The following is a 9,074-nucleotide window of genomic DNA, read 5'->3' as shown; positions in this document are numbered from 1 at the left end:
TAGAATATGGTAATTTTTCTTGTACATCATGAATTTCATTAACTAAAAAGAAAGTTTTTCCTTTTAGTGTATGTGAGCTTCCTGTAACAATCATTTTTAAATCATTACAGTTAGCTGGAAATAGTGATTTATATTTTATAAATTTTTTATCTATATTCTCATCATTATTTACACTTATAATCTTCTCTTGAAGCTTTTTTACAAAACTATAAGCATTTGGAACTAATGCAATTCTGAAAATTGCTTTAGTTTCTTCTAAACTTAATCCTTCTTTAACAAATAAAAAAGGATTATGCTCAGGCTTTAAATCATAATTAACCTTATCCTGATCAGAAGGGAATAAATACAAACTATCAAATCTATTTGCTTTTGACTCTCCAACTGAAATAAATCCATATAAGATTTCATTAATAAATTTGTTACCTTTTAAAAAAAAGAATCTCAATAACTCATTAGTAGTAATTATAAAAACCTCACTTCCAATAGTTATTTTATGAACAGACGAAAACCGATATGAATTATAAATCCCATAATTTTCAATATTATCATCGCTTTTTAAATTGAAAACATCTTGAAAATATTCCGATTCAGTTGACACTGAATTTGCATCAAATTCAATTATTTTGGGTTTAAATCCTTGTTTGGAATTATAAATTATTTCTTCATTCTTAAAAATATATCCTGGTACTTTATTACTCAATAAAGAAACATCAACATACACTTTCTTAATTTCAGAAGTTTCTAAATTTTTAAACTCAACTTGAGCAGAAAAACTTTTCCCGCTAGAATAAGCTGATTTTTTTTGATAATACAAATCATTTACACAGACAATCTGCCAAGTGCCCTTTTGTAATTTATCAAATATTTTATCTTTCATTCAATCAATTTTTATTAAACGCTTAGAAATTATTCGGATATCCATCCATTGAATCCTCTGAAACTTCTAATTCAATTTCATCAAATTCCTCAATTTCAATTTCTGGTTCCGTATCTTCATCAAAACTATTCATGTCAATAATTATAGTTTTCTTAAGTGTAATAGGAAATGATTCTTCAATTGAATAATAATATTCATTCCAGTCTTCTGAATATTTAGGAATATCATTATATGTCCAATAGTCAGCTTTAAATACTAAATAATCAACCGAGGCTGTAGCTTTCACAATTATTGGAACATAGAATTGATTACTATAAAAATCAATATTAGCTTCGTCAATTGTCAGAATTGGTTCATCTATAGATCTTACTGTTGCATCACCATTATCAGAACGCAAGGGTGTTTCGTATAACTCAAGAAAATTCACACTATCTGTATATTCTTTAACAGCTGCTTCAAAAACTTCTTTGTAGCCTAATAAAAGTTCCTTTGCTAATTTTATCTTCTCAATTTCCAAAAGCTTTTCATAACTTATCTCTAATTTCAAAAATTCAGGAGTACTAAAGAAACAATTAAAATCCTTGTGAACAAAAATTTTATTCTCGTCAACACATTTATCTCTCAGATTATTATCATCAGAAATCAAGTGCACATCATCTTTTTTAGAGAGTTCTTTTATGGTCATGTAAATAAATGCATCGGGTATGTCATTTCTGCTTTTTAAACTTTTAAATGGTTTACCTCCATCGAAATATGCATTAAAAACATCTTCACTGTGATTTGGATAAAAAGGATGTAAAGTTGCTTTAGCATCTTTAATGTAATTATCCCAAAGAAGTTTGTTTGAAGATTTTACATTTAATCGAAATTCATCGACACTTTTTAAAATTTGTCTTAGCGAATTGAAATCATTAGGAGAAATACCTCTTTTATCTAATGATGCTAAACTGTTTTTAACTTTATTCAATTCTGTTTCCAATTCAAGTACTGTATGTGTAGTGGTTTCTTTGTAAATAAACCATGGTATATGAATCTCTATTAATTCTTTATTACCAAAATCTTTCAAACGTGCTAAATCTTGCTTATTCAAGCTACGATCTCGGCGAAACTCAGTACTATCTACAACAACAATCATATATTTTTAATTATTTGTAGTAAAGATAAATTATTTAATTAAAAATTATCAATGACTTTTGCGTTTTCTCAATGACTTATATTTTTAACATGTGGATAACTTCCACCTCCAACTAAAGATACCGAACTCGCTGTGTGATGTGGACTTCTAAAGGGACGCTGCGCCATCAAACCCACATCTTTTGTTTTTCCTGCAACTGAATGAATTTTAGTGGTTTCCAACGCTTCTCGCATCGTCATTGGAGGTAAAATACTGGGTAATCGCTTTGCCAACATTGTTTTTCCTGAACCTGGAGGACCAATTAAAATAATATTATGACCACCAGCTGCTGCAATCTCCATACAACGTTTTATTCCTTCTTGTCCTTTGACATCGGCAAAATCGTGTTCTGGAAAGTTTAAGGTTTTTGAAAATTCTTCGGTTGTATCGATTCTTGTGGGTTCTAGATTTCCTTTTCCTTCAAAAAAATCGATTACTTCGGTAACATTAGAAACTCCGTAAACATCCAAATCTTCTACAATAGCAGCTTCTTTAACATTTTGAATCGGAATAATCACACCTTTAAAACCTTCTTCTTTGGCTTTAATAGCGATAGATAAAGCTCCTTTTATGGGTTGTAAAGTACCATCAAGCGATAATTCTCCCATAATGATGTAATTTTCGATTTCTTTTGAGGTAATTTGGGATGAAGCAGCTAAAATTCCAACTGCAATAGTTAAATCGTAAGCAGAACCCTCTTTTCGTAAATCGGCAGGTGCCATATTTACAATGATTTTTTTACCGGGAAAATGATAGGAATTGTTTTTAAGTGCAGCAGCAATACGAAAACTGCTTTCTTTTATGGCCGAATCGGGAAGCCCTACTAAATGATAACCGATTCCTTTCTCTGTGTTTACTTCTACTGTGATTGTAGTGGCCTCAACGCCAAAAACGGCACTTCCGAATACTTTTACTAACATGGCTTATACTTTTTAAATGGCTTATAATGATACAAATATAGAAAAAGTATTGAAAAAAATAACTTTTTTATGAATTAGACAATCTGTTGGCAATTCAATACTTTTGTACTTTGTATTTACTATTAAAGTTTTATTTATGAATTTCACATATATCAATGCAACTACAGGTACTTCGGAAAAGTTTACTAACAAAACAATTACCCACTTTTTACATACGCATCTTGAAGAGTTTGGAGATACCGAAGAAGACATTCAAAAATGTATAGATTATGTTCTAAATCCAAATAAAGGCGGACAAATTATCATTGGTACTGATGAAGATGAAATTGTTGGAATTGTTATCCTAAACAATACAGGAATGAAAGATTATATTCCTGAAAATATATTGGTTTATATTGCCATTAATAATTCACAAAGAGGAAAAGGCTATGGAAAAAAACTAATGGAAAAAGCCATTTCTTCTGTTGATGGAAATATTGCACTTCACGTTGAACCCAATAATCCTGCAAAAGCTTTATATGAAAAACTTGGTTTTACGAATAAATATTTAGAAATGCGATTGATAAAATAATTCGTATTATTGATAAATACCTTTTAGTTACTATGAATAAAAAATCCCGATTGCTCGGGATTTAATTTATTTTTTAAATTTTGATATGCCTTCTTTTAACCAAGTTTTATATTCCTCAACATCTGGCGTGTAACCAACAGGTTTAGAAATATCTTTTCCATCAGCATCTAAAACAACATAATAAGGTTGGGCATTAATGTTATATCGTTCAATTTGATATTCTCTCCATTTTTTACCAATAGTAGTCACTTCACTTCCTGATTTTGAAACATATTGTTCTTCTTTTGGTAATTCGCGTTGGTCATCACCGTATAACGAAATCAGTACAATCTCATTTTTTAAGATTTTTAAAATTTCAGCATCAGACCACACATTTTCTTCCATTTTTCTACAATTCGCACATGCATGTCCGGTGAAATCTAATAAAACTGGTTTGTTTACTTTTTTCGCGTAAGCTAATCCTTCTTCATAATCATGAAATGCTGTTATACCTAATGGTCCAATATACGCATTTTCTGGTAAAGCAGATTCAGAAGAAACTCCAGAGCTTACTGTATTTTGATAACCAACTCCATACGGACTTTCACTGTAAGTCATTGGTGGTGTGAATCCGCTCAATATTTTTAGTGGCGCTCCCCATAAACCTGGAATTAAGTAAATAGTGAATGTAGTAACAAATAAAGCTATGAATAATCTTCCTACTGAAATATGAGTCATTGGACTATCATGGGGTAAGATTAATTTTCCGAAAAGATATAAAGCCCAAGCTCCAAAAACAGCAATCCAAATAGCTAAAAAGACTTCTCTTTCTAATAAATGTGTTTGTAAAACTAAATCGGCATTAGATAAAAACTTGAAAGCAAAAGCCAATTCTAAGAATCCTAATGACACTTTAACTGTATTTAACCATCCACCTGATTTTGGTAACGAATTCATCCAGCCAGGAAACATAGCAAACAACATAAAAGGTAACGCAATGGCAGAAGAGAATCCTAACATTCCAACTATTGGTCCTATTCCACCTTGTCTTGCAGATTCTCCTAATAATGATCCTACAATTGGTCCAGTACATGAAAAAGAAACAACAGCTAAGGCTAATGCCATGAAGAAGATTCCGATGATTCCACCTCTATCGGCTTGTCTATCAATTTTATTTAAAAATGAATTGGGTAAAACGATTTCAAATGCTCCTAAAAATGAAGCCGCAAAAACGATTAGAATTACAAAAAATATCAAGTTAAACCAAACATTAGTCGATAAAGCGTTTAGTGAATCTATTCCAAAAATAGCCGTTATTATCATTCCTAAACCAACATAAATAACAATGATAGAAATCCCGTAAATAAAAGCATTACGAATTCCTGCCGCTTTGGTTTTACTTTGCTTGGTAAAGAAACTTACTGTCATTGGTATCATTGGAAATACGCAAGGCGTAAGTAAAGCTGCAAACCCGCCTAAAAAAGCTAAAATGAAAATTCCCCATAAGCTTTTCTCCTCTTCTTTTGGAGTTGAAGTCGGAACAATTTCTTTAGTGGCTTTTTCTGAATCTGTAGCTGAAATCGATGTTGTGTCAACACTAACAGAAGTTGTATCATTTGAAACTACATTTGTTGGTGTAACTTCTTCTACCTTAATTTCAGGCAATTTAAACGTAAACGTAGCATCTTGCTGAATACATTGTTCTTTACAAACTTGGTATTCCACATAAACTTTAACCTCTTTTACTTTTGGATTGGTAACTTTAATGATTTGCTTGAACTGAGCGGTTTTTGCAAAGTAATATTCGTCTACTTCAAAAATATCGTTGTATACTTTTTTGTATGGACTTTCTTTAGTTTTCCCAACTAAATCGAAGTTTCCTTTTGCGTTTTTATAATCAAAAACTGTTGGAAGTGGTCCGTTTTCTGGTGTAAATTGCGAATACATGTGCCACTCGTTTTCGATAGTAGCATCCATAACCAATTCAAATTCGGTAGCTGATTTTTGCACCACTTTTGTTTTCCATTGTACCGGATTTAAAATTTGTGCATTTCCAAAAAATCCAAAAATTAAGGCGATTAAGGCAAAATATTTTCTCATTCTTCTAATACGATTTTTATATTGTTTTGTGTTGTTTCATTACTTGTAAATCGGTTATCTGCTCGTTTTCCGATTACCCAAACAATTTGGTCTTCCGAACATAACAACCATTGATTTTCTTTATCTAAAAGCGAATATTTCTCGTCTTTGAAATACTTACTCAATTTCTTTTTTCCATTCATTCCTGATGGATAAAAATAATCTCCTTTTTGCCATTTTCTGATGGTTAATGGAAATTTGAGTTTACTTTCATCTACAAATATACAATTCGAATGTGTTTCAAAAATGTTAACTGCTTTAGAAAACCTAAGTTTTAAGGGAATATTAACTTTACTTTCTATCGATTCAATGATGAAAACTTCAGATTTATCAGTTGAATTTCTTTCGGAAAGGATTAATTTCTCTCGGTCTTTCAATAAAATATGAGTTTCAGAAAATACTTGTTTTCCAGATTGTGCTTTGACTAAGTCATAAATATCATTCCAAGCCGAAAATCCATATTCTTTTAACCATTGATACAAAAACGCTTTATAATTTTTGAATTGTAGCAATGGTTTCAAATGAATTTCCAATTGATTTTCTTTCACCTCAACAACCTTTTTATAAACCAATTTAGAAGCATCGTCAACCAAAGATTCCGCTTGTTGCAAATGATTTAAGGTATTTTGAAACGAATCTAGAAATCCGGTATTCAATTCTTTTAGAATGGGAACAATATCGTGACGCAGTTTATTTCGGAAATACTTATCTGAAGCATTACTCGAATCTTCTCGCCATTGGATATTGTATTCCTTGGCATAATTTTCAATTTCTTCACGTGAAAAAGGCAACAACGGTCGAATAATGTTTCCATTTTGAACTGGAATTCCCGTTAAACCTTCTAAGCCAGTTCCTCTAGTAAAATTGATTAAAAACGTTTCGACATTGTCATCCAAATGATGCGCGGTTAAAACATAATCAAATCCAAGTGAAATAATTTCTTGAAACCAATCATAACGCAACTTTCGAGCGGCTAGTTGAATGGAAAGTTTGTTTATTTTAGCAAATTCGAGCGTATCAAACGTCTCAATTAAATATGGAATATATAGATCTTGACAAATTTCCCTGACTAACATTTCATCTCCATCACTCTCTATTCCACGCAATTGAAAATTACAATGAACCACGCAAATATCAAATCTCAACTTGTAAAACAAATCCAATAAAACCATACTATCGATTCCACCACTAACCGCTAAGAGCAATTTCTTGTCTTTTAGTTGGGCAAAATTTTGTTCGATATGGCTTTGGAATTTTATTAGCATGACCAAAAATAAGGAATTATTTGGATTGCAGCACTTCAAACATCGCTTTTGCCTTCAACAAACATTCTTCATACTCCATTTCTGGAATAGCTTGAGCAGTTATGGCACTTCCTACGGAAAAAGATAAATACTGATTTTGTGCATTATACAAAATACTTCGAATTACGACATTAAAATCGAAATCGCCATTTGGAGTGAAATAACCTACCGCTCCACTATATAAACCGCGTTTGGTTTCTTCTAATGCTTCAATGATTTGCATAGCCGAAATCTTTGGTGCTCCTGTCATGCTTCCCATAGGAAAAGTGGTTCTCAAAATTTCGATGGGTGAAGTGGTATTTTCTACTTCGGAAACAATAGTCGAAATCATTTGATGGACTTGCTTGAACGAGTAAATCTGGCACAATTCTTCTACTTGAACGCTTCCTTTTGTGGCGGTGTGCGATAAATCGTTCCGAACTAAATCGACAATCATGATATTTTCTGAACGCTCTTTTTCGTTTTGAGCTAAATCGGATTTTAATTGTTCATCTTGTTCTAAGTCGAAACTTCTTCTTGCCGTACCTTTTATAGGTTGGGAAATGACTTTTAAACCTTCTTTTCGCAAATAACGTTCAGGAGAAGCGGAAAGCAAATACTGAAAATTATTTTTGAAGTACACCGCAAAAGGTGGTTCGGAAATAGCATTTAGTTTTTGATAAATTTCTAAAGGATCAATTTCAGCATTTTCTGCAAAAAATTCCATACAGAAATTGGCTTCGTAAATGTCGCCACGATGAATGTGTTCGAGCATTTTTGAAACTTTGGAAAGGTAATTTTCTTTTGAGATGCGTTGTTGGATATTGATGGATGATGGATGATAGATGATGGATGCCATTGATAAAATTTCTTCGAAATCTAATTCTATTTCATCATCACACATTCGCAAATATTGAACTTCAACTTGATTTCCTTTGATTAAAAACAACTTTTTAGGTTGAAAGAAAAACAAATCTGGGAAATCTAATCCATCGAAATTATTGGATTGCAAATCTTCGGTATCGTTTTTTAAATCGTAGGACAAATAACCAAACAACCAATCTTTCGTTTGACTTTGGTACTGATACAAATCTTGAAACGCATTTTCGTAATCGGTTTTAATCGAAGTAAAAGCATCCACCGCCAAAACAGTATCGCAACTCGAATACTTTTGATGATACTGATTCGAATCTAAAAAAACGACTTCTCTGTGTTGGTTGGCCCAATGCAAAAGTTGGTTTTTAAAGTCGGAAAAGGGCGAAATATCTTTTGTAATTACTGTTCTCAAATTGGAAAATTTACTTCGTAAAAGTACAACAAAAAAATAGTTGTTGGAAAATGGTTCAAATGTTAAAATTTGGCACGGTTTTTATTCTTGCCTCATTAACTAACCCATTAAAAATTCATTTGTATTGATTCTAAAACTACACGTATTAAAAACAATTAATCAATAACTTTAAAAATGAATTTTTATGAACAAAAACACCAAAATCGTACTGACTTTGCTTGCACTTGGCTTAGTCTTATCTTGTAAAGAATCGGCTTCAAAAGAAAACGCCGCTTACATGGAAGAAGCTGTAACTGATAGCACAAGTGTTATTTCCTCATCTGCCGCAGTTGAAAACAAAAACAGCAATCGAAAATTTGTTCGAACAGCCGATGTAAAATTTAAAGTCAAGAATGTCGCCAAATCGACTTATGCGATTGAAGATGCAACTACGAAATTTGGTGGATTTGTAACGTATACCAATCTTCAAAGCAACATTCACAGCGAAGACCGAACAAAAGTGAGTCAGGATAGTACTTTAGTAACTACAAAATATAAAGTGGATAACAACATTACGATTCGTGTTCCTAATACGAAAATGGATACGGTGATTAAAACCATTGCGAAACAAATTCACTTTTTGGATTATCGTATTATCAAAGCTGATGATGTTTCCTTACAAATGTTATCCAATGAATTAGCACAAAAAAGAAGTAATTCTTCTGAAAAACGTTTGGCAAATGCGATTGATTCGAAAGGAAAAAAACTAAATCAAATTGTTGACGCCGAAGCAACCTTAGATGCAAAAAAAGAACAAAATGACGCTTCAAAATTGCAGAATTTATCACTTCAAGACCAAGTGAA

Annotated in this window: 8 protein-coding genes; 2 read left to right on the top strand and 6 right to left on the bottom strand. The window is 31.8% G+C overall.

All coding sequences use genetic code 11. From position 1 onward, the window contains the following. The 3 genes from L6Q46_RS10550 to L6Q46_RS10540 all read right to left on the bottom strand — a co-directional run. Positions 1–877: hypothetical protein (locus L6Q46_RS10550; protein ID WP_291284268.1), on the bottom strand; the 877-nt coding region annotated here is incomplete at its 3' end. A gap of 22 nt (positions 878–899) precedes the next feature. Further along, positions 900–2,012, bottom strand: coding sequence for a PIN domain-containing protein (locus tag L6Q46_RS10545; protein WP_291284267.1), 1,113 nt, complete (start codon positions 2,010–2,012; stop codon positions 900–902). A 68-nt stretch (positions 2,013–2,080) separates the two neighbouring features. Further along, positions 2,081–2,971, bottom strand: a complete 891-nt coding sequence (locus tag L6Q46_RS10540; protein WP_291284266.1) for a YifB family Mg chelatase-like AAA ATPase — start codon at positions 2,969–2,971, stop codon at positions 2,081–2,083. A 136-nt stretch (positions 2,972–3,107) separates the two neighbouring features. On the opposite strand from L6Q46_RS10540, the gene L6Q46_RS10535 reads away from it, so the two are divergent. Continuing rightward, a complete protein-coding gene (locus tag L6Q46_RS10535; RefSeq protein WP_291284265.1) occupies positions 3,108–3,542 on the top strand; it encodes a GNAT family N-acetyltransferase in 435 nt (144 codons plus the stop codon). 66 nt (positions 3,543–3,608) lie between these two features. Here the strand turns inward: L6Q46_RS10535 and L6Q46_RS10530 are convergent, their stop codons facing one another. The 3 genes from L6Q46_RS10530 to L6Q46_RS10520 are packed head-to-tail and all read right to left on the bottom strand — an operon-like array spanning position 3,609 to position 8,231. Next, positions 3,609–5,621 carry a cytochrome c biogenesis protein CcdA gene (locus L6Q46_RS10530; protein WP_291284264.1) on the bottom strand — a complete coding sequence of 671 codons (2,013 nt, stop codon included), beginning with the start codon at positions 5,619–5,621 and terminating at the stop codon, positions 3,609–3,611. Continuing rightward, positions 5,618–6,925, bottom strand: a complete 1,308-nt coding sequence (tilS, locus tag L6Q46_RS10525; protein WP_291284263.1) for a tRNA lysidine(34) synthetase TilS — start codon at positions 6,923–6,925, stop codon at positions 5,618–5,620. The genes L6Q46_RS10530 and tilS overlap by 4 nt, the downstream gene beginning before the upstream one ends. Positions 6,926–6,941: 16 nt before the next feature. Continuing rightward, positions 6,942–8,231: an anthranilate synthase component I family protein gene (locus L6Q46_RS10520; RefSeq protein WP_291284262.1), complete on the bottom strand. Its 1,290-nt coding sequence runs from the start codon at positions 8,229–8,231 to the stop codon at positions 6,942–6,944. 184 nt (positions 8,232–8,415) lie between these two features. Here L6Q46_RS10520 and L6Q46_RS10515 point away from each other — a divergent pair. Next, the coding region (locus L6Q46_RS10515) for a DUF4349 domain-containing protein (protein WP_291284261.1) at positions 8,416–9,074 on the top strand (659 nt) is incomplete at its 3' end.

The organism is Flavobacterium sp., assembly GCF_023151265.1.
Classification (GTDB): Bacteria; Bacteroidota; Bacteroidia; order Flavobacteriales; family Flavobacteriaceae; genus Flavobacterium.
Note: the sequence above shows the minus strand (reverse complement) of the source record. Positions and strands in the feature narration are given on the sequence as shown.

What these genes read in the sequence shown, in the direction of transcription:
- L6Q46_RS10540 (WP_291284266.1), bottom strand. Translation starts at nt 2,971, where the DNA reads ATGTTAGTAAAAGTATTCGGAAGTGCCGTTTTTGGCGTTGAGGCCACT.
- tilS (WP_291284263.1), bottom strand. Translation starts at nt 6,925, where the DNA reads ATGCTAATAAAATTCCAAAGCCATATCGAACAAAATTTTGCCCAACTA.
- L6Q46_RS10535 (WP_291284265.1), top strand. Translation starts at nt 3,108, where the DNA reads ATGAATTTCACATATATCAATGCAACTACAGGTACTTCGGAAAAGTTT.
- L6Q46_RS10530 (WP_291284264.1), bottom strand. Translation starts at nt 5,621, where the DNA reads ATGAGAAAATATTTTGCCTTAATCGCCTTAATTTTTGGATTTTTTGGA.
- L6Q46_RS10545 (WP_291284267.1), bottom strand. Translation starts at nt 2,012, where the DNA reads ATGATTGTTGTTGTAGATAGTACTGAGTTTCGCCGAGATCGTAGCTTG.